This window comes from Bacillus sp. EB106-04-04-XG123, assembly GCF_058791855.1.
Genome location: NZ_JBYTDZ010000001.1, coordinates 519,843 through 539,422 on the forward strand (window position 1 = coordinate 519,843; position 19,580 = coordinate 539,422).

16 protein-coding genes and 3 pseudogenes are annotated in these 19,580 nt (G+C 40.1%); 6 read left to right on the plus strand and 13 right to left on the minus strand.

Annotated elements, in window-relative coordinates; translation table 11 throughout:
• The first annotated feature begins 5 nt into the window (after positions 1-5).
• On the plus strand, positions 6-923 hold the full coding sequence (locus AC3WTB_RS02645; protein ID WP_492333266.1) for an AraC family transcriptional regulator: 918 nt from the start codon (positions 6-8) through the stop codon (positions 921-923).
• A gap of 92 nt (positions 924-1,015) precedes the next feature.
• Here the strand turns inward: AC3WTB_RS02645 and AC3WTB_RS02650 are convergent, their stop codons facing one another.
• A complete protein-coding gene (locus AC3WTB_RS02650; RefSeq protein WP_180272404.1) occupies positions 1,016-1,192 on the minus strand; it encodes a hypothetical protein in 177 nt (58 codons plus the stop codon).
• Positions 1,193-1,426: 234 nt separating this feature from the next.
• Here AC3WTB_RS02650 and AC3WTB_RS02655 point away from each other — a divergent pair, with 234 nt between their 5' ends.
• The gene (locus tag AC3WTB_RS02655; RefSeq protein ID WP_008356877.1) at positions 1,427-1,888 is read left to right on the plus strand and encodes a YkyB family protein; all 462 of its coding nucleotides are present in this window, start codon (positions 1,427-1,429) and stop codon (positions 1,886-1,888) included.
• 36 nt (positions 1,889-1,924) lie between these two features.
• Here AC3WTB_RS02655 and AC3WTB_RS02660 read toward each other — a convergent pair whose 3' ends face one another.
• The 3 genes and pseudogenes from AC3WTB_RS02660 to AC3WTB_RS02670 all read right to left on the minus strand — a co-directional run.
• A complete protein-coding gene (locus AC3WTB_RS02660) occupies positions 1,925-2,833 on the minus strand; it encodes a chemotaxis protein (RefSeq protein ID WP_024424709.1) in 909 nt (302 codons plus the stop codon).
• A 73-nt stretch (positions 2,834-2,906) separates the two neighbouring features.
• Positions 2,907-4,217, minus strand: coding sequence for an MFS transporter (locus AC3WTB_RS02665; RefSeq protein WP_492333267.1), 1,311 nt, complete (start codon positions 4,215-4,217; stop codon positions 2,907-2,909).
• Between the two features lie 209 nt (positions 4,218-4,426).
• Positions 4,427-4,588, minus strand: a pseudogene (locus AC3WTB_RS02670) (IS3 family transposase); the annotation flags it as partial.
• Between the two features lie 1,102 nt (positions 4,589-5,690).
• On the opposite strand from AC3WTB_RS02670, the gene AC3WTB_RS02675 reads away from it, so the two are divergent.
• Positions 5,691-6,269: a hypothetical protein gene (locus tag AC3WTB_RS02675; RefSeq protein ID WP_410559513.1), complete on the plus strand. Its 579-nt coding sequence runs from the start codon at positions 5,691-5,693 to the stop codon at positions 6,267-6,269.
• Between the two features lie 133 nt (positions 6,270-6,402).
• On the opposite strand, the pseudogene AC3WTB_RS02680 reads toward AC3WTB_RS02675, so the two are convergent.
• Together AC3WTB_RS02680 and AC3WTB_RS02685 are read right to left on the minus strand one after the other, a co-directional pair.
• Positions 6,403-6,895: pseudogene (locus AC3WTB_RS02680) on the minus strand (IS3 family transposase); the annotation flags it as partial.
• Positions 6,896-7,014: 119 nt separating this feature from the next.
• A complete protein-coding gene (locus tag AC3WTB_RS02685; protein ID WP_268474445.1) occupies positions 7,015-7,554 on the minus strand; it encodes an RDD family protein in 540 nt (179 codons plus the stop codon).
• A 301-nt stretch (positions 7,555-7,855) separates the two neighbouring features.
• Between AC3WTB_RS02685 and AC3WTB_RS02690 the strand changes: the two genes are divergently transcribed.
• Positions 7,856-8,008: a hypothetical protein gene (locus tag AC3WTB_RS02690; protein ID WP_180272403.1), complete on the plus strand. Its 153-nt coding sequence runs from the start codon at positions 7,856-7,858 to the stop codon at positions 8,006-8,008.
• Positions 8,009-8,072: 64 nt separating this feature from the next.
• Here the strand turns inward: AC3WTB_RS02690 and AC3WTB_RS02695 are convergent, their stop codons facing one another.
• Positions 8,073-8,957 (minus strand): cation diffusion facilitator family transporter, encoded by an 885-nt coding sequence (locus AC3WTB_RS02695; RefSeq protein WP_492333268.1) that lies wholly within the window; start codon positions 8,955-8,957, stop codon positions 8,073-8,075.
• 293 nt (positions 8,958-9,250) lie between these two features.
• On the opposite strand from AC3WTB_RS02695, the gene AC3WTB_RS02700 reads away from it, so the two are divergent.
• On the plus strand, positions 9,251-10,420 hold the full coding sequence (locus tag AC3WTB_RS02700; RefSeq protein ID WP_492333269.1) for an aminotransferase A: 1,170 nt from the start codon (positions 9,251-9,253) through the stop codon (positions 10,418-10,420).
• 25 nt (positions 10,421-10,445) lie between these two features.
• Here the strand turns inward: AC3WTB_RS02700 and AC3WTB_RS02705 are convergent, their stop codons facing one another.
• Complete coding sequence (locus AC3WTB_RS02705) at positions 10,446-12,275, minus strand: PAS domain-containing sensor histidine kinase (RefSeq protein ID WP_059376958.1); 1,830 nt, start codon at positions 12,273-12,275, stop codon at positions 10,446-10,448.
• 156 nt (positions 12,276-12,431) lie between these two features.
• The gene (locus AC3WTB_RS02710) at positions 12,432-14,558 is read right to left on the minus strand and encodes a peptidoglycan D,D-transpeptidase FtsI family protein (RefSeq protein WP_126681757.1); all 2,127 of its coding nucleotides are present in this window, start codon (positions 14,556-14,558) and stop codon (positions 12,432-12,434) included.
• A 337-nt stretch (positions 14,559-14,895) separates the two neighbouring features.
• Here AC3WTB_RS02710 and AC3WTB_RS02715 point away from each other — a divergent pair, with 337 nt between their 5' ends.
• Entirely contained in the window at positions 14,896-15,696 is an 801-nt protein-coding gene (locus AC3WTB_RS02715; RefSeq protein ID WP_039178119.1) for a CAP domain-containing protein, read from the plus strand.
• Positions 15,697-15,802: 106 nt separating this feature from the next.
• Here the strand turns inward: AC3WTB_RS02715 and AC3WTB_RS02720 are convergent, their stop codons facing one another.
• The 4 genes and pseudogenes from AC3WTB_RS02720 to AC3WTB_RS02735 all read right to left on the minus strand — a co-directional run.
• Positions 15,803-16,675, minus strand: a complete 873-nt coding sequence (locus AC3WTB_RS02720) for an NAD(P)-dependent oxidoreductase (protein ID WP_144490627.1) — start codon at positions 16,673-16,675, stop codon at positions 15,803-15,805.
• A gap of 13 nt (positions 16,676-16,688) precedes the next feature.
• Positions 16,689-17,474, minus strand: a complete 786-nt coding sequence (locus tag AC3WTB_RS02725; RefSeq protein ID WP_059376947.1) for an SDR family oxidoreductase — start codon at positions 17,472-17,474, stop codon at positions 16,689-16,691.
• Between the two features lie 73 nt (positions 17,475-17,547).
• The gene (locus tag AC3WTB_RS02730) at positions 17,548-18,495 is read right to left on the minus strand and encodes a methyl-accepting chemotaxis protein (RefSeq protein ID WP_369880170.1); all 948 of its coding nucleotides are present in this window, start codon (positions 18,493-18,495) and stop codon (positions 17,548-17,550) included.
• A pseudogene (locus AC3WTB_RS02735) lies at positions 18,487-19,509 on the minus strand (cache domain-containing protein); the annotation flags it as partial. The gene AC3WTB_RS02730 and the pseudogene AC3WTB_RS02735, both read right to left, overlap by 9 nt.
• Between the last annotated feature and the right edge of the window lie 71 nt (positions 19,510-19,580).

Genomic DNA, 19,580 nt, shown 5'->3' on the forward strand with positions numbered 1-19,580 from the left:
GAATTATGCACAACCATCATTTTCTGATTGACTACAACCTGAAAGAATTAACGGAGCATTCTACGACAACATGGCCTATTGCTATTTATCATACGAAAATTCGTCATCATAGAAGCGGCTACATCCCTCTTCACTGGCATGACGAGTTTCAATTTGTCTTTATTTTAGAGGGTGAAGCTGAATTTCATATCAATGAAGAGACATTATGTTTAAAGCAAGGAGATGGCATTTTCATCAATAGTGGCTGCCTGCACATGGCAAAAGATGCGAATGGGACGGCATGTACTTATGTTTGTTTAAATGTCTCTCCCTATTTCATCACAGCGAATGAATTATTCACCACATTTGTCCATCCATATATGCGTGCGAGCCAGTCACCTTATATTTTATTCAACCGAAAAGATCACTGGCCAAAGCAGATCTATCAATGTATTCAAACCATTCAACAATTAATTGATGCAACTCCGGTATATTATGAACTTGAACTCAATATTCAGCTTATCACCATTTGGAAATGCTTATTACAAAACGGCTTCCAAATGAAACATGATGCGCGTAAACACGATAAAAATGAACGGATGAAACTTATGCTGAATTGGATTCACCAGCATTATTATGAAAAGATCCTTCTCGAAGATATTGCTCGTGCAGGACAGTTAAGTCGCTCAGAATGCTGCAGATCCTTCAAAGACATTTTAAAGAAATCACCCATGCATTATGTAAATGAATATAGAATTCAGCAAAGCCTCGTCCTGCTCCAAGAAACGGATTTCAATATTACAGAAATCGCCTACCAAGTAGGCTTTAACAGCACAAGTTATTTTATCAATTTGTTTAAAAGAATAAAAAATACGACACCTTTAGCATATAGAAAATTAAAACAGCTGGATTCTCTCCAGATAAAATGGATAGAAGAAAAATAATGCAGAAGGCGTCTTAAATGGCTTTTGTAAATACAAACGATGAGAATGGCTACATTTCAATCGCCCTCGCCTAATGCAGACAAGGGCGTTTTTTATTGCTGTTTTTGTTCTTTTAGTTTCTTAAAAATCACAAATTGATATACTCCGAATAGTACGGTGAGGATCATAATTGCTGTAAATAATTGATCGGCTGGAAGCAAGAAATATACGACAACAAAAGATAAAAGCAACACAAGATAACCTATATTGAATGCTTTTTTGAATGTCATGATATTACCTCCTTTCATTAATAGCTTATATACATACTATATAATCAACAGAAATAGAATCAGTTGAAGTTTTTTTGGGGGAGATTGGGGGATTCGAACACACAAAATTTTTAACCCTCCATAATCCCTTTATACCAAAGGTTTTCTTTTTACAATATCTCTATTTGCAATTTACTAATAAAAACGTATAATTTATACTAAGCACAGGAAGACGAAAGACAAAGGAGAGAAAAAATGGACGATTATGCTCATACTAAAGACATAGAACCTACAGCAGAAAACATCGCAAAAGCCATTTATACTGTTAACCGCCATGCTAAAACCGCACCAAACCCCAAGTTTCTTTATCTTTTGAAAAAACGCGCGCTGCAAAAACTATTGCAAGAAGGTAAAGGAAGAAAAGTGGGCCTACATTTCTCTAACAATCCCAAGTATAGTCAACAACAGTCCGACGTGCTGATTGAAATTGGAGATTATTATTTTCACCTGCCACCAACGAAAGAAGACTTCGAATTTTTGCCACACTTAGGAAATTTAAATCAATCATATCGCAATCCGAAAGCGAATATGTCATTAAACCGAGCAAAGCAAATACTTCAAACGTATGTCGGTTTAAAAGAAAAACCTGCCGCCACAAAACAAAAATCACATTACACAAAGCCCGTCTTCAAACGACTCGGGGAAAGTTATTTTTAAACAGAAAAAAACCACTCATACCGAGTGGTTTTTTGTTTAGATAATAAAATGATCGACTTTTTCAATCAGCTGATGAATTTCTGGTTTACTGATTTGATCATCTGCACCGATCGTTTCCCCTTTATGACGCAAATCTTCAGTGATTAATGAAGAGAAGATAAGAATCGGGATGGAATTTGTTAAAGGATTGTCCTTGAGCAATTTTGTTAGCCGGTGGCCATCCATTTTAGGCATTTCAATATCCGTAATAATCATATCAATTTCTTCTGTCACACTGATTCCTTTGCTGACAAGATCCATGACATGATCATATGCCTGTTTGCCATCTTCAAAGGTCACAATGTTTTTATAGCCTGCTTCGGTTAATTCATTTGTTAATAAACGCATGAGAAGCGGAGAATCTTCAACGACATACAGCTTCTTCCCTGTTCTTCTCTCGTCTTTCTCACCGTCAAACATATGATACGTATCAACACCTGAAGCGGATTCAATATCATAAATGATTTTTTCGTAATCTGGAAGGAAAATCATTTTTTCATCAAGCTTAATGATGCCCGTTAAATGACGGTCCATCCCTTGATTCAGTGCAGTCGGCTTCTCAATCTCTTCCCAGCTGACGCGGTGAATTTGTGATACTGTTCCTGTATGGAACACAAATTTCCGTTGGTTGAATTCAGTCACAATATATTTCTCTTGTTCCGACTGATCTGACTCGACATTAAAAAAGGAAAATAGATTGATGACTGGTAAAATCTCGCCTCGTAAACTAATCATCCCTTCTACATCTTGGTGAGAGTGCGGTACAACCGTCACCTCAACTGGCTGAATGATTTCTCTTACTTTCATGACGTTAATGCCGAATTGATTTGCACCAATTTCAAACTTCACAATTTCCAATTCATTGGTACCAGAGTCAAGTAAAATTTCTTGTTTATTTAAAGCCACGGAAATCCCTCTATTCTTCAATATTAGATTGTACTTTTTATATCGGCAGCATAGGTAAAAAGTTGACGTTTCTTTACGCTTTCTCTCGAACGAATTGATGAATCACAAGTCCTATCGCTGCAAGGATGAGCAAAGACCCTAGTGCAAGGCGGCTTGCGAGATTTCCGTAGTCTGCAAACAGCAGGGTAACTGAGCCATAAATAATGGGCCCAATAATGGAAGACACCTTTCCTGAGAAGGCAAAGAGGCCAAAAAACTGTCCTCGTTTTTCCTTCGGGGTCAGTCCAATAATCAAGATTCGTGATGCCCCCCAGCTTGCGCCAAGTGAAATCCCAAATAAACTGCCAGCTACCCAGAAGACCCATTCGGTTGCCGCTGTCACAGCTAGAATGAGCGCCACAATTAAAATGACATACACGACGGTAATCGAGCGTTTTGCCCCTATCGCTTTTGTGATATAACCAAACAGAAAGGAGCCAATGATACTTGAAATGGTCGACACAAGATAGAGTAAAATAAATTGCCCAGCTGTAAAGCCAATAATGATTTTGGCATAAACAGCCATCATCGCAATTGCTGTTTGTAAGGCATCATTCATAAAAAAGAAGGCGATCATAAAAATAAAAGCTGGCTTGTACCTTTTCATCTCTTTAAACGTGTGAACAATCTCTTTATACCCGCTGAAAAAAGATGCCTTTTTCTCTTGCTGAGGCAGCGGATGAGGATCTTTTACAAAAAAGAGAAAAGGTAGGAAAAAGAGAAGGAATAAAAGGGCTGTTGGGATAAATGCTTCATGAAACTGGTCATTGCCGACAAGTAAATAAACAGAGAGACCCACAAGTGTTCCTAAATAGCCAACGGCGATACCAAATCCAGAAATAAGCGGGATTTCATCCTTTGTCCCAAGATCGGGCAAAATGGTGTCATAGAAAACAAGACTAGAATGATAGAAAAACTTTGCGATCACAAACAAGGTAACCACGACCAATAAAGAAACAGGCAGCCCAAACCATTCACTTGAGAAATCAATCCCAGCAAAAATCCCCATCAACACCGTACAAGCAATACATATGAACGTAAACACCGTAATGTAGCGTTTCTTTTTTCCTGTACGATCAATCAGCACTCCGTATAAAGGTGTAAAAATGACGAGAAAAAAGCTGGCTAATGCGTTTGCATAAGAAATAAAGGTACTTGCGATCTGGTCCATTCTCGCACTGTCCCCGATCGTTTCCTGCAAGTAAAACGGGAAGAAAATGGTGATCATATTTGATGAAAAGATCGTATTTGCAAAATCATACAAAGCCCAGGCCAGCACAGGTGCTGTCAAAAACAGCCCGAAGCCTGTCCCTTTTTTCTGTGCGGTCTTTTTTCCTGTTCTCAATCGATTGTCTCCCTTCCCTGACTCATTTTTCACTATCATTCTATTTTATGTGCTGTTTCCCTCTTCCATACAAGCGATCTATGAAAAAAAACACGGGACTGACCCTCGTTTTTGAGACAGGGATCAAAACACCTTTATACAGCCAATTGCCGAGAGTTGATCGGTGATTGGATTGGTGGTTTAGTTTCGTTTGAATACGAATGTTGTTACAATTCGTTGTACTTTTTTAAAACTTCATTCTGTTGACTCAGATAGCAATCTGCCTGTAGTCTCTCTAATTCAGAAGAGTACTCGGGGCCCTTTCCATAGGTATATTATTTTCCAACAGAATGTTCGAACCGGTGTGTATCCCCAGCCTTATGCCACTTCAACCGGATAACTGATTCTTGTCCCCATAGAAAAAACACCTCCACGTTTTATTTCGGATTACAACGATCCCTTTTCAAACTTGAAGGTGTTTTTTATTTATCTCACTTTATGGGGTCGGTCCCAGCTAGACCTGTTTCTTTTTATTTTATGTTGTTATCCTTAGAGTAAAAGCGCATTTGTATCATTTCAATTTAACAAAAAGACAGACCCAAAAAGGTGTACCAAATCGAATAAGACATATCATCATGTAGCCTTTCTTGAAGCAACTGACACATTTGAATCTTGCTGGGTGACAAAAGAAGACACACTAACGATTAATAAACTAGCACAAACGATTGAAAGCAGTAAGGCATTAAATTTCATACAAGAACTCTCCCCTTTCAACATCCCTTTTTATGTTAAATACTAGCATAATTTGCAATATATCCATACTCGTTCCAATTTTGAAAATTTTCAGCATCTCGCAATCACTTTTGAATTTTCGACGGTATCTCGCCATCAAATTTTAGGCATCATTTAAAAGAACCTATATTGCGGACACCGCAACTGAAAAATAAATTTTCCATTATATTACCAATTAAAAAGAAATAAATGGTAGCATGGGAATATATCAAAGAAAGTGAGTGATTTTTATAAGTCCATGTCTCTTATGACTCTTTATGCAACCATTTTTTAGACTCTCTTATGATCCCCCAAAATAGGAACCTGTACAGAACTACAATCAAGAAAAAAGTATAAACAAACTCAAAGGGAGAGAATGGTTCATAATCAATTATGTATACATTAATAAACACTATTACCAAAGAAAACAATTCCATCAAAGAATCTATAAATCTGTTTTCTTTCAACACATCCCTTGTCTTTTTGAAATTAAAGATGTCTTTAATTTCCCCACTGGAAAGTCCTTTGATCAAACCTAGACCAATAAAATACACCCCAAAAGAAATCTCATAGGACAAATTAAAAATATGTGTGATTACACAGTAAATCAAAGTGAATAAGAATAAATACATTTTATTACTCTCCTTAACCTCTAAGTATTCCACCCCAATAGAAGGAAATATCATGTATGCGTTACCCCAAAAACAAATAGGAGTGGTACGTATGTTTAAAAAATTTCTAGTAGTGTTATGTGTGCTTACTATTACATTTGGTTTCTCTTCTCCAACGATTAGTTATGCCAGTCAAGGTAATAATGAGACCCATCCAGTCAGTAAAGATAAAAAACAATTGGAATTAGCAGAGAAACTATCTAATTACTTCGAATTAGATAAGGATGGAAAAATTCATTTTACAGCTGATAAAGAAACCCTTATGGAAATGGGAATTTCAGAACACGACAGTCTACTAATGACTTCAATGAAATCAGAAGAATTTAGCTTTGAAGAGAATGAGAAAAAAGGTGACATGCAGACATTAGGTTTTGTAGGTTTACACCTCAAATTAGGACCGAAAGTTAGAAGCATGAATGCCATAGTAGCAGGTGGATTTGCAGCCGGATATATCGGTTGGTACACAAGTCGAATTGCTGCTGCTGGACCATGGGGTGCTGGAGCCGCTGCGGCTATTACTGCTGGAACTTCTGGTGCTGTTGCATGGGCAGTTAAAAACAAATATAAGAAAGTTGATGTAGGCGTAAATATTATGTTTGTTGATTTAGCATATACTGTAAAAATACCTTAAAAATTACTGTTAAGCAACAATAAATAAAAAAGCAGGCTCCAGTGGGGGACTGACCCCCGTTTTTGAGACAGGGATCAAAACACCTTTATAAAGCCAATTGCCGAGAGTTGATCGGTAATTGGTTGTTTAGTTATCCATATCGATACTTGTGCTCTCGCACAACATGCCGATTTGTTCCTCTACTTGTTTTTTAGAATGATTTTGTCAGATTTTTTTCCATCTATAGTACGAAGCGCATGAGTTGTCTAAATGGACACAAATGTCCTGTACTGTCATCATTTTGCACAATTTTTCTACTAGTTTGATTGACGTTTCCTTATCAACTTCCTTTCCAATTCATTGTACTTTTTTAAAACTTCATTCTGTTGACTCAGATAGCGATTTTCTGCCTGCAGTCTCTCTAATTCGGAAGAGTACTCGGGATCCTTTCCATAAGTATATTGTTTTCCAACAGGATGTTCGAACCGGTGTGTATCCCCAGCCTTATGCCACTTCACCCATGTCTGAACCTGCGTCTTATTCTTCATATTCAATTCCTGCATGACCTCTTTCATAGATACGCCTGCCAATCTCATGTCTACAGCCTTCTGTTTGACTTCAACCGGATAACTGATTCTTGTCCCCATAGAAAAAACACCTCCATGTTTTATTTCGGATTACAACGATCCGTTTTCAAACTTGAAGGTGTTTTTTATTTGTCTCACTTTATGGGGTCAGTCCCCATATAGCAGAGGTGCTTTTTTCATTATCTCTTCACAACAATTGTACTTGCAATCAAATCGTGAAGTGCTTGTTTTTTCTCTGTGAAAAAGGCAATGATATAGCCAATATATAAGATCGGAGACAAAAAGCCTTTTGCAAAGAAGCGGCCAGTTGCACGCCCGAATGTGACCTTTTCGCCTGTGACTTTTGTTACTTTGATGCCAAGAGCCATCTTCCCGAGTGTTCCTTGTAATTTTGATGATTCCATGATGGCGTAATAAAGCCATGTGACCACGGTCCCCATCAAGATTGCCCCTATATAGAAAATGATCAGTCCCATAATAGCTTCCCATTCCTCATCCGTTATGACGGTTGAAGAATAGTAATAACTGTCGTCATCCATCATCAGAGCTGCACCTGGGCTTGAGACAAAAAAGACTGACGCCAAAATAAACATGATAAAAGCAATTGGTACTCCGATAATGATACCGTCCAAAAGATGTGCAAGAAAACGATAGCCTACGCCTGCTAGCTCAGGATGCTTCTTTTCTTGAATGTGTGGTTCTGTTATGTTGGTTTCCATCCTATTTCTCCTTTATTATGTATGTTTTCTATAAATTTCTTATAATCATTCGTTATTATATCCTATGAATATAGCAAGATCAATGCAGCTTTACACTTTTACATACATTTTAGATCAGTTTGATCTAAATGATTTATGTGCATAAATACTGAAAATTTGTGAAAATGATGGCACTTCTAGTTCTTTTACCTCCTGATTTTTTAACATTTTGTGATATTTTCGTCATGTTTCCATTCTTCTGTTGACAATGATTCTTCAAATGGTACAATAGTCAAGGATTTTTTAAAGAAAGGTGTTCATGATGGGAACTGTCGTATTATTAAAGAACAACGAAATGACTGTTATTGAAGATATTTGCGAAGCTGATTATTTAGATATGAAGCATGGTTTGTCAAACGATGACACAGCTTATATCTCTTGGTACGAAGACTACGATACTGCTTATGGATATTGATTTCATTTCATAGATGAAGCGTAAAAAAAGGCGATACAACCTGAGAATAGGTTGATCGCCTTTTTTACGTTTGTAAACTTCTTTCACTTTCAGGTTCCACATGAATAAAGATTTGCGCATGCGGAAATTCCAGCTGAATCTTCTCTTCAATTCGATCACATAATTGGTGAACATCTTCAATGGCTGTCTTTCCATCTACGATCAAATGAAAATCAATATATTCCTCTGCACCAGACCGCCTTGTTCGAAAGTCATGATATTCAATGAATTCTTGACTGAATCCTTGAATGATCGCTTCAATTGATTGTTCTTCCTCTGGTGTTAAACGAGCATCAACAAGCGGCGGGAAGGCTTCCTTCATGAGTTTAAACGCTTCACGCATAATAAAGAGGGCCAGAATCATTCCAATGATCGGATCTAGGAAATACCAGTCGGTTAATGCTACAAGCAATAAACTGAATGCCACCCCTAGTGACGTATACACATCCGTTAAAAGGTGCAATGCATTTGATTTCATGGCGACTGAATGTACTCGCTCAGCCTCTTTGTTCACAATCCTCGATACAACAAAATTGATGAGCGCGCCTAGCAACATGACCACAATGCCAAGCACGGGTAGCTTAACTGGCTCTGGATGCATTAATTTGTGAACACATTCGTATATAATCCAAATGCCAGCAACGAAAATGAGCAGGGTCTCAATCGTTCCAGAAATATTTTCGACTTTTCCATGTCCATAAGGATGTTTAGAATCTGCTGGCTTTCTTGAAATACGAACAGAAATAAATGCAATAAACGACGCCATTAAATCGAGAAACGAATGAATGGCTTCTGATAAAACCGCAACAGATCCGGTTAAGAGACCCACAATGATTTTTAAGATGACAACAAATGTGTTGCTCAGCACGGATAGAAACGCGATTTTCGATGTCTTCGCTGATTGTTTCATCTATCGTCCTCCTTTAGGAGATCGTATGTCTATGAAAGCCATTCCCATGACCCTGATTCTCACGTTCTTTCAGTTTACGCAGTTTTGCCGTTTTCTAATCATTCTCATCACAGCCTGTATTTTCTCTTGAGGTTACGCTATAATAAATGTTGCTCTTTCTTTAATATATCACTCATGCGGTGATGGATAGGAGAATAGACTACATATAACGATATCCAGTGCCTTTCGCAGATGACATTTATGCAGTGAATGGTAAAATAGGATAAAAACATAAATTTTTAAGGTGATGAGAAATGGAGCATTTGCTGAATCCAAGAGTAAAGGATATTGAAATTTCAGGCATTCGAACATTTTCAAATCTCGTATCGTCATATGAGGATGTCGTTTCATTGACGATAGGCCAGCCCGATTTTTATACGCCGCATCATGTCAAAACAGCTGCCAAAGCAGCCATTGACGAGAATTTCACCTCATACACTCACAATGCTGGTTTCTTAGAGCTAAGACAAGCGATCCAGCATTATATCAAGAAGAAAGTGAATCTTGATTATGATGCAGAGTCAGAAATCATTGTGACAACAGGTGCAAGTCAAGCAATTGATGCTGCGTTTCGAACCATTTTAACAGAAGGCGACGAGGTCATTTTATCTGGACCTGTATACCCCGGATATGAACCGATCATTCGAATGTGCGGTGCAGTACCTGTACATATCGACACAACGAATGCCGGCTTTAAATTGAATGCCAAGCTGATTGAGGATGCGTTAACGGAAAAGACAAAGTGTGTGGTTCTTCCTTACCCTTCAAACCCGACTGGTGTCACGCTTTCAGAAGAAGAATTGAAAGAAATTGCCCAGCTCCTTGAAGGAAAAGACATCTTTATTTTATCCGATGAAATTTACAGTGAGCTGACATTTGACCGGCCGCATCATTCAATTGCCTCTTTCTTAAAAGAACAGACCATTGTCATCAATGGACTGTCTAAATCTCATAGCATGACTGGATGGAGAATTGGCTTTTTATTTGCTTCAGCTCCAATTGCTAAACATGTATTAAAAGTACATCAATATAACGTGTCTTGTGCCTCGGCTGTCTCACAAAAGGCGGCACTTGAAGCTGTGACAAATGGTGTGGATGATGCACTGATCATGAGAGAGCAATATAAGAAAAGACTCGATTATGTATATGATCGGCTCATTTCTATGGGGCTTCCGGTGATTAAACCTTCTGGCGCTTTTTATATTTTTCCATCCATTGAATCGTTTGGGATGAGTTCCTTTGATTTTTGCATGGAGCTGTTAGAAAGTACAAGACTTGCGGTCGTCCCAGGCTCTGCTTTCTCTCCACTCGGCGAAGGGTATGTGCGCCTGTCTTATGCTTATTCACTTGAAACGCTGAAAGAAGGACTTGACCGGCTAGAACAATTTGTACTTGAAAAACGTTCCATTCATTCGCTAGATTGAAACAACGGCTCTCTTGCCGTTGTTTTTATTTTGCAGGAAACATGATGTGAAATACGGTGCCCTTTTCAGGCTGACTATCCACACGGATCGTCCCATTATGATTTTCTAAAATATTAAATGTGACCATAAGGCCAAGCCCAGTTCCTTTTTCCTTTGTGGTTAAAAAGGGCTCTCCAATCCGTTTCATCACCGCTTCTGGAATGCCGACCCCTTCATCACGAATGGTGACAAGTATTCCATCACTTTCTGCTTTAGCCGTGATGTCTACCTTTCCTCCGTCCGGCATGGATTCTACGGCATTTTTGATTAAATTGATAAACACTTGCTTGAGCTGATTTTGATCCCCGTTCATCAGGAGACCTTCCTCTATCTCACTTGTGTTCATTAAAATGCCATTTAAGTTCGCTTGTGTTTCTAACAAAGCCGTAACTTCGCTGATGATTTTTTTCAAATCAAGCGTCTGCATTGAGGACGTTTGCTGCGGTTTCGCCAGCATTAGCAGCTCACTCAAAATAATTTCTATTCGGCTCAGTTCAGAGAAAACAATCTCGAAGTATTGATCGCGATCTTTTGTTTTCGGTTTAATGAGCTGTAAAAAGCCTTTGATGGCGGTTAATGGGTTTCTGATTTCATGTGCAATGCCAGCCGCCAATTGACCTGCGATCGATAATTTTTCTGAGCGGAGCATGAGCTCTTCTGTCTGCTTACGTTCGGATATATCTCTTAAAATAATTTGAACCGCTGTTTCTCCAAAGAATGTAGTTGGGATACATACCATTTCTGTATAAATCAGCTTATGCTTAAACGTATGACAGCTCATCGTGACAATCTCGGAATCTGATGCTCTTTCAATAATACGAGATAAACTCTTTTTGACCTTCTGCTGATCACAGGAATGAATTTGATGAAAGATATCCTTTCCTATTAATTTATCGTAATGCTCGGCTTCAAATAATTTAATGCCTGATTCATTCATAAACACCCATTTGTGATCATGGATGACCGCAATCGTGTCAATGGAGTTTTGAATGAGCAGCTGATACCTTTCCCGGCTTTTTTGAAGAACAGTTTGGAATTTTTTACGGGATGAGATGTCCACTAGCAGCAAAAGCTCTGCCCGCTGATTTTGATAAATCGTCGGTGATGACTTTACCTCAATATGAATACTGCTCCCATCCTGACGCTTCCATATCTGTTCAATCATTCCGACTGGAAGGCCTTGCTGCAGCCTTGTTATGCGGCTTCTGACAATATCATGGTACTCTTCAGCAATAAAATCAAACGCGGACTTGCCGATCATGTCATCTCTTGCACTTACCCCCATTAATTGCAGCATCGCATCATTCGCATACACAATTTTCCCTAAAGTCGTAATACATAACGGATTTGGCAGCATGGCAATCAATTGTTCAGCTTCACCGACATTTTGGAAAGCCGGCAGACTGCCTAGCGACTGTTCTGCTACTTTTGATGCTTCTTGAAATGCTGCTTTTTGGGGCTTAGTATCCAGCACCCTCATTTTCAGGATCATTTCTCTACTTACTTCGTTGTCTAACCCATCACAAGCAACAAAATCAATGCTTGCTTCGACCCATACAGCTGTCAGATCACTTCTTAGCAGTCTAAAGTGGCAAACCTCTAGCATGTGCTGATTGTAAAAATAACTTTCGACGAGAAATTGATCTTCGGTATGAACAAAGTCTTTCAAAAAACACCCTAGTAAATCCTTTTGTTCATAGAGCAAAAGCTGCTTACAGTTGGAAGAAATGTAGAGAAAGCGGCCATTAGAAGAAAGAACGGCATGTAAATCGATGTTCGAATACAATTGATTCGAATCTTTCATTTGTTGTTCCATCGTCGTCCGACCCTCCTTTTCATTTTTTAGGGTTGTCCTTAGATTGATGTATAAAAAAGATTCGCTAGAAAACCCGTATTTTCCTTCTGTCATCGAGGGAAACGTCCATATTTTCAGCAAAAAGGGAGCACTTTCTGCTGCTGTGCTCCCTGCGGTTTATTGTTTTTCATATTTCTTTTGTAATTCAACGTACTTATCCACAATTTTACTTGGGATATTTTTAATGACAGGATCTTTATCTGAGACATAAGGTGTCACGACACTAAACGCTACCTCTGGATTAGAAGAAGGATAATATCCTCCAAAGGTTAAATTGTACGTGGCATTTCCCCACCAGCTGCGGTTGGCGCCATAGTAGAAGGTTTGCGCTGTACCCGTTTTTCCCGCGACATCATGCTGACCAAATCGGCCAGCGGCAGTTCCGCCTGTTGATGTGACCATTTTCAGTCCCGTTTTTACGCGGTCAATATCTGCTTTCGAGTTGTTAATCGTATTCAGCACCTTCGGCTCATATTTTTTTACGACTGGGCCTACTTCATCCTTCTTCGTTGGAAGATGAACACTTTTCACTACTCTTGGCTGAATACGGCTGCCTCCATTGGCAATTGTCGACATGTATTGTGCCACTTGGAGCGGTGTATACGTGTCATACTGACCAATTGCTTCATCAAGCAAAAGTCCGCCGACCGTCTTAGGATGCGTCTGCATCCCGCTTGATTCCTGCGGCAGGTCGATCCCTGTTTTTACGCCAAGACCGAATTGCGCATAGTAGTTTCTCATTTTTTGTAAGTGCTCAGGCCTTGCAGGTAACGGACCATCCTTTTGATAGGTGATGCCCGCCATTCTCATCGCTACTTGGAACATGTAGACGTTGGAACTTTTTTGGAGTGCCTGAATGTCGTTAACCCATCCAAGAACTTTGTAAGACTGTTTCGGCTTTCCATTACTTCCTGCAAAAAAGAGCGGTGTATCCATATAGGCCTGATTGTGTGACATCCCGTCCTGATAACCGCCAAGTACTGTGGCTCCTTTGACAACAGAGCCCATTTCGTACTGGGTGGTAAATGTTCCGATCGCATAATCTGTGACGTCTCTGCCGTCCATTTTCTTGCCCGACATGGCGAGAACATCCCCTGTGTGAGGATCCATCATGACGACAAAGGCACGATCCATCATATAGTTTCTCGCACTGGCCGATCTAAGCTCTGATTCGACGATTTTGTCGACTTCCTTTTGCAGCTCCATATCAAATGTCAGCGCAAGATCAAGTCCTCTTCGTCCTTCTGTCCGCTTGATCTCATCAAGCAGCTTCCCGCCAACCTGTGTATATTGAACGGTCGCTTTCTCTGGGTTTAGAAAATCCTCGTATTGATATTCTAAATAGCTCTTCCCTACACGGTCATTTCGCGAGTAGCCTCTTGCCATATAGTAATCTTCGCGCTCTTTAATGATTCCTTGCTCTGGTGTGGTCACACCGCCAAGTACATTATAAAGGGTCTTTTCATACGGATATTTTCTTGTCCAGTCGTTGATGACGTTCACACCTGGCAGTTCATCAAGATGCTCTGAGACAAGTGAAATCTCTTCATATGTCAAGCTCACGGATGAAGTCTGTTTTGATTCTTTCGTTTCATCGAGTAAAGCAACTTTTTCGTCACCTTTTTTCTCTTCGTTTGGGTCCATTGCCTTCACGATTTGAGGCTCAAAGGCATATCCACCTGTAAATCTACGGTAGATCGCTGCAACAGCTTTTTCCTCCGCATCCTTTTCAATCGCTTTGACTTCTTTCTTTGGGACACGCTCTACTTGAAGCGGATAGACATCCTTTGCATCGATATCCTTTTTCTCCGTTTTTGAAATGAGCTTATCCGCTTCTTTTGGATGGCTCGCCAGCCAAAAATCCCGAATGTCACGCTCTCTCAAAAAATCAGTATCCATTTTTATATAAGTCGCAAGCTTTCTTGCTACCTTAATCTTATCCTTCGCTTTCACACCGCTTTCTGATGTATAAACGATGGCAGGTACACTTTCGTTATCAACGACGACTCTTCCTCTCGCGTCATACATTTTTCCTCTTGGAGACGGGTATGATGCCGTTTTGACCTCTGTTCGGTTGGCTTGCTTTTTATAATCTTCACCATTGACGATTTGCAGCACACCAAGCTTGATCACAAGTCCAGCAAATAAACTAAATACAGCGAAGAAAAAGAGATTAATCCTCCAGGCGTTCCGGCGCTTCATTTTTTTCTGCTCGGCAGCACCTTGATGCTGTTTCTCTCCCACTTATGTAGCTCCTCTCATCCTTTTCAATCTTTTACAATTACCACTCATTATTGTAACACTTTTGTAATAGTTGTTACAGCGAAACGAGTGAAAAAAAGCTGTCAATCCCTAATCTGCAAAAAAATATACTAACACTTTAAAATATTGGTATGTTTATGTCGTTTTCTTTAAATGGAAGGATGCCCCATCCTTTGATATGAAGCGGCTCTTACTATGACTTTAACAAAAATGACAAACTGGTATTGTCAATGGAGGATGCTGGTACGTTTATAACAAAAAGTCCATGGTATGATTTTTTGTGAGAAAACAAAACAAAGATTTTAGGAGGAGTTACAATATGAAGAAGAAATCATTCTTTTTTTCAGCGCTGACAGCTGCTGCACTCATCACATTCACTGGGGGACATTCGGCTGATGCGAAGGAGCTTAACCTGAAACAAGTGATAAACGTACAGCATCAAGCCATTGATCTTCATACATTAGCAGCAAAATTACATATCTCTTCAGATGTAAACAAGCTAAGCAAGTCAAATCAAAAAGAGATCGAAGCTCTATTAAACAAGCTGATCAAGAGCGGTCAACCTGTTACTGGAACAAAAGTAGTGAAAGAAGTAAACAAAGCAAAACAAGAACAAAAACAAGAATCAGTGAAAAAACCAACTGCTTCTAAACCAAGCACTCCAGCAAAAGAAAACACAAACAGCAATAGCAACACAAAAGCTGACCAAAAAGACACAAATGCATCAAAAGCAGACAGCAGCTTAAATGCATTTGAAAAAGAAGTGGTTGAGCTTACAAATAAAGAGCGTGCAAAGCAAGGCTTAAAGGCACTTTCTGTGGATTCTAAATTAAGCAAATCTGCTCGCGCAAAATCTCAAGATATGAAAGATAAAAACTATTTCTCTCATACAAGCCCAACTTATGGATCTCCATTTGATCAAATGAAGCAATTCGGTATCACTTACAAATCAGCAGGTGAAAACATTGCCCAAGGTCAAAGATCTCCTCAAGAAGTTGTGACAGCATGGATGAACAGTGAAGGCCACAGAGCGAACATCTTAAACAAAAGCTATACACATATCGGTGTTGGTTATGTGAAATCTGGAAACTACTGGACGCAGCAATTCATCGGAAAATAATATCAAAAAAACCTGTCCTTATTTGGGACAGGTTTTTAATTTTCTACTTTTTCAGCAATGCGAGGGCTTGTTTACACGCTGCAATCCACATAGGCGGGGCAGTTTTTTATTTGACCCATAATTTATAGATGCTCTGTGTCCCGCTGTTTTCTTCGCCCTGTTCACTCAGCTTTTCATAAAGTGATTTCGCAAGTGAGAGCCCTGGCATTTCTTCTCCCATCAGCTCTGCTTCTTCAAGTGCAATGCCCATATCCTTGATAAAATGCTTCACATAAAACCCTGGCTCGAAATCGCCTTTCAGCATTCTTGGTGCAAGGTTTGACAATGACCAGCTGCCTGCTGCACCTGTTGTGATGCTTTTGAGCACCTGCTTTGGATCAAGCCCTGATTTTTCGGCATAAGCCATTGCCTCTGCGACACCGACCATCCCCGCTGCGATGGCAATTTGGTTACACATTTTTGTATGCTGACCGCTTCCTGCCGGTCCTTGATATTGAATGTTTTCACCCATTTGCTCAAATACCGGCAGGCAGGCTTCATAGGCAGACCTTTCTCCGCCGATCATAATGGCGAGCGTGCCATTTTGAGCTCCTATGTCTCCCCCTGATACAGGTGCATCTAATGCAAATACACCTCTTTCCTTCGCTTTCAACTCAATTTCTTTTGCAAGCTGAGGCTTCGAGGTCGTCATATCAATGAGATATGTTCCAGGCGCGGCATGTGCCACAAGCCCATCTTCACCTAAATAGATCTCTTCTACATCCGATGGATATCCCACCATTGTGATGACGGCATCTGCACTTTCTGCAATGTCCTTTACTGCCGGCTTCCATGATGCTCCTTTTTGAATCAATGCGTCTGCTTTTGCTTTCGTTCTTGTATAAACGATCACTTCATAGCCTGCATCCATTAAATGTCCTGCCATACTGCGCCCCATTACACCGATTCCTATAAAACCAACTGTTTTGATTTGTGCCATCACTTGTTCCTCCTTAAAGAGACTTTGTCAAGCCACCATCGATGATCAGTGTTTGACCTGTCATATATGTATTGGCTTCAGATAAAAGAAAAGCTGCATATGCTGCAAATTCCTCTGGCTGTCCATAGCGGCCAAGCGGGATCGCTTGTTCAGCCTGTGCTTTGATTTCTTCAACCGTTCGATTCTCTCTTTGTGCGCGGTGCTTTTCCAGCTGTTTGACGCGGTCTGTTTCAATTTTTCCGGGTGCTAACGTATTGATCAAAACACCATCCTTTGCCAGCTCCTGAGCGACTGTTTTTGTCCAGCCGGCTATAGCTGGTCTAAATGTATTCGACAGCATCAAGCCTGGGATCGGTTCTTTCACTGACATTGACGCAATGTTTAACACACGTGCACCACGTTTTTTCAAATAAGGTAATGCCTCTTTTAATAACCGAATATAGCTGAGTAAATGAAGCTGAAATGATTCGATCCAATCTTCATCTGTTAAGGTGTCAAGCGTTCCTGTTTTAGGTCCGCCTGTATTGTTCACAAGAATGTCTAGACGTTGCTCATCGCCAGCCGCCGCTTGAACAAGCGCCTTAATTTGCCTGGCGTCAGATACGTCACATACTTGATAAGTCAGCTGTCCTTTGGCAAATGGAGACAGCTCGTTGACTGTTTCTTTCAGCGTTTGTTCATGTCTTCCCGAGAGCATTACATCCGCTCCCTCTTTTGCTAGAGCAAAGGCAATCGCTTTTCCGATACCTTGACTGCTTGCAGCGACCAATGCTTTTTTTCCAGTTAGTTTGACATCCATGTAAGCACCTCCTCTCGTTCATTTTATCATACAAAAAGAACCTTGCTCACGTCGCAAGGTTCCTTTCCGCGAATCACACCTTAAATCGGTCAACCGCCTGACGCAGTGCCTGGCTTGATTCGTTTAGCATTTCAGTTGAGGTTTTCGTTCTTTCTAACGCTTGAACTTGTTCATCTGTAGACGCATGCACTTCCTCAGCTGAGGCAGCAGATTCTTCTGAAATAGCAGCAATACTTTGAATGGATTCACTCATCTTCTGCTGTTCTTCTGTCATTTCATTGATCTGTGTATGAATGCTGTCGATTGAACCGACAAGTGCCTGCATTTCCATTGTGATGCTGCTGAGTGCCTCACCTGTTGCATTAATGGCATCACCTTGTTCCTCATTCATTCTACTTGCTGCTGTCATCGCTTCCGCCGCTTTCTTCGATTCATCTTGAATGAGTTTGACGGTTTCACTAATGTGTTTTGTTGACTGCGCAGATTGTTCAGCAAGCTTTCTGACTTCTTCTGCAACTACAGCAAATCCTCGTCCACTTTCTCCTGCTCTCGCCGCTTCAATACTTGCATTCAGTGCAAGTAAATTCGTTTGATCAGAGATTTCAGAGATAGCAGTCACGACGTTTTCAATATTTTTCGTTTTATGCTCAAGATCTAGCAGCATTTGCTCAACCTTTTTCGATTCATCGCTCGCTTGTGTTGATTTTTGGACGAGCACACCAAGTGCATCAAGCCCTTTATAGCTTGCATCTTCAGATGATTTTGAGTTGGTTTGCATTTGTGTGGCGAGTTCACCCATATGGCGCACTTTCTCATACAATTGCTCTGATTTCTCATTAATCGTTTCTGCATCCGACGCCTGCTTAGTCGCCCCTGTTGCCACCTCTTGAATCGCGGTTGCAATCTGTTCGCTAGACAGCAAGGTCTCATTTGAAATTTGGGTCACTTCATCCGCTGATTCCACAACTTGATCTGAAGCCCCTTTCACTTTTTCAATTAACTCCCTGATGTCCTCGGTCATTTGATTAAAGCTTTTCGTAAGGAAACCAATTTCATCTTGAGACTTCGTTTCAAGCGTGCTTGTTAAATCGCCTTCTGACACCTTACGAGCGTGCTCTATTAGACGCTTGATTGGCGTAGTTATGCTTCTTGCCAATAAGAAGCTGAGGATCATCGCAAGAATAATGGCAATGACGGATATAATGATGCTTGTCTGATTCATTTTTTCTGTAATCCAAAGCAGTTGCTTTTTCTCAAAGCTGACACCAACCGTCCAATCGGCTTCTTTGATTTTAGATGTGACCGTCAGTTCTTTACTGTCATCAATACCTGAGTTGTCGATCGCTTTTTTCACAGAAGCGACCTTTGATATATTTTTTCCTTGCTCTGTTGGATGCGCCAAAAGGGTGCCTGTGCCATCAACTAAGAAAGCGGTCCCCTTATAAGGAATCTCTTGTTCATTGATATAGGACTGAATCGAGGACAGCTTCAAATCAAGTCCAGCGACCCCAATGACCTTTCCATCTTTGACAATCGCCTTCGTGGCTGAGACAATCACTTTTTTCGTTGCTTCATCTACATATGGATCTGTCCAAACGACCTGATCAGGCTTTTCGGCTGCTTGTTTAAACCAGCCTTGTTTAGATGGATCATAGCCTTCGCCAAGATCGAACTCTGGGAAGCCGAGCATTTTGCCATCAATTGTTCCAATATAGGTAAACGAAATGAGTTTATCCTGTTCCTGCAATTTTTTTAGTGCATCTGTTTCATAAGCTAATGTTTGTTTTGTTTGTTTTTGCGCAAATTCTTCAGTCATTGTACTTGTTGCCACTTTGTTAATGGTATTGCCGTAATTATCAAGCTTTTCTGTAATAATGTCTTTCAGGCTTTCTGCCGTTGCTGCTGCGGTGGTTTTTGCATCTCGTTCAATAAGTGGTCTTAACACTAAGTTAGAACCCACTTGAACAGCCACGACGGTTAAAATTAAAATAACTGAGATGAAAACAGCTATTCTCACTTGAAGTTTCTTAAACATCTCCTCACACCCCTACATCTACTTTCACACCTTATTTTATATATCGGCAAAATGGGTAAAGCATTCAATAG

Excerpts from the sequence above, each read along its gene's own strand:
- AC3WTB_RS02645 (WP_492333266.1), top strand. The coding sequence starts at position 6 with ATGCACAACCATCATTTTCTGATTGACTACAACCTGAAAGAATTAACG.
- AC3WTB_RS02655 (WP_008356877.1), top strand. The coding sequence starts at position 1,427 with ATGGACGATTATGCTCATACTAAAGACATAGAACCTACAGCAGAAAAC.
- AC3WTB_RS02725 (WP_059376947.1), bottom strand. The coding sequence starts at position 17,474 with ATGGATGTCAAACTAACTGGAAAAAAAGCATTGGTCGCTGCAAGCAGT.
- AC3WTB_RS02650 (WP_180272404.1), bottom strand. The coding sequence starts at position 1,192 with ATGACATTCAAAAAAGCATTCAATATAGGTTATCTTGTGTTGCTTTTA.
- AC3WTB_RS02730 (WP_369880170.1), bottom strand. The coding sequence starts at position 18,495 with ATGACCGAGGACATCAGGGAGTTAATTGAAAAAGTGAAAGGGGCTTCA.
- AC3WTB_RS02720 (WP_144490627.1), bottom strand. The coding sequence starts at position 16,675 with ATGGCACAAATCAAAACAGTTGGTTTTATAGGAATCGGTGTAATGGGG.
- AC3WTB_RS02705 (WP_059376958.1), bottom strand. The coding sequence starts at position 12,275 with ATGGAACAACAAATGAAAGATTCGAATCAATTGTATTCGAACATCGAT.
- AC3WTB_RS02715 (WP_039178119.1), top strand. The coding sequence starts at position 14,896 with ATGAAGAAGAAATCATTCTTTTTTTCAGCGCTGACAGCTGCTGCACTC.
- AC3WTB_RS02690 (WP_180272403.1), top strand. The coding sequence starts at position 7,856 with ATGGGAACTGTCGTATTATTAAAGAACAACGAAATGACTGTTATTGAA.
- AC3WTB_RS02675 (WP_410559513.1), top strand. The coding sequence starts at position 5,691 with ATGTTTAAAAAATTTCTAGTAGTGTTATGTGTGCTTACTATTACATTT.
- AC3WTB_RS02685 (WP_268474445.1), bottom strand. The coding sequence starts at position 7,554 with ATGGAAACCAACATAACAGAACCACACATTCAAGAAAAGAAGCATCCT.
- AC3WTB_RS02700 (WP_492333269.1), top strand. The coding sequence starts at position 9,251 with ATGGAGCATTTGCTGAATCCAAGAGTAAAGGATATTGAAATTTCAGGC.
- AC3WTB_RS02695 (WP_492333268.1), bottom strand. The coding sequence starts at position 8,957 with ATGAAACAATCAGCGAAGACATCGAAAATCGCGTTTCTATCCGTGCTG.